A 352-nucleotide genomic window follows, 5' to 3' on the forward strand; every position below is an offset into this window, starting at 1 on the left:
TTTCGGTGAGGCGGATCACCCCCTCGCCTGGATAGGCGCGGGCGAAGGCTTCGTCATATGCGCGCTGGTAGGCGAGTTCCTTCTCGACCCGGCGCCGTTCGGCCTGGACCTGTAGATCGGCATACCGCCGCCGTTCCTCTGCCGATCGCGCCTCGATGCCCAGCGCAGTCAGCGGGTCAATGCCAGGCGAGTACACGCCCCTGGGGCCTTGCATGAGCGTCTGGTAGCGGGTCCATTCCTGTTGGTTCAGTCCCCACTCCTGGGCCAGGTCGCTCTGAGATGTCTGCTGTTTCAGCGTGCCGAGTTGGCTACCGGACAGCTGGCTGCTGGTCTCTCGGCTTGCCGCAGCCTC

1 protein-coding gene is annotated in these 352 nt (G+C 65.3%); it reads right to left on the minus strand.

The window, feature by feature from the left end:
* Positions 1-352, minus strand: a 352-nt coding sequence (locus HMPREF2924_RS26440; RefSeq protein ID WP_070700732.1) for a TIGR03759 family integrating conjugative element protein, incomplete at both ends; no start/stop codon positions are given.

The organism is Pseudomonas sp. HMSC063H08 (assembly GCF_001813645.1).
Lineage (GTDB): Bacteria > Pseudomonadota > Gammaproteobacteria > Pseudomonadales > Pseudomonadaceae > Pseudomonas > Pseudomonas aeruginosa.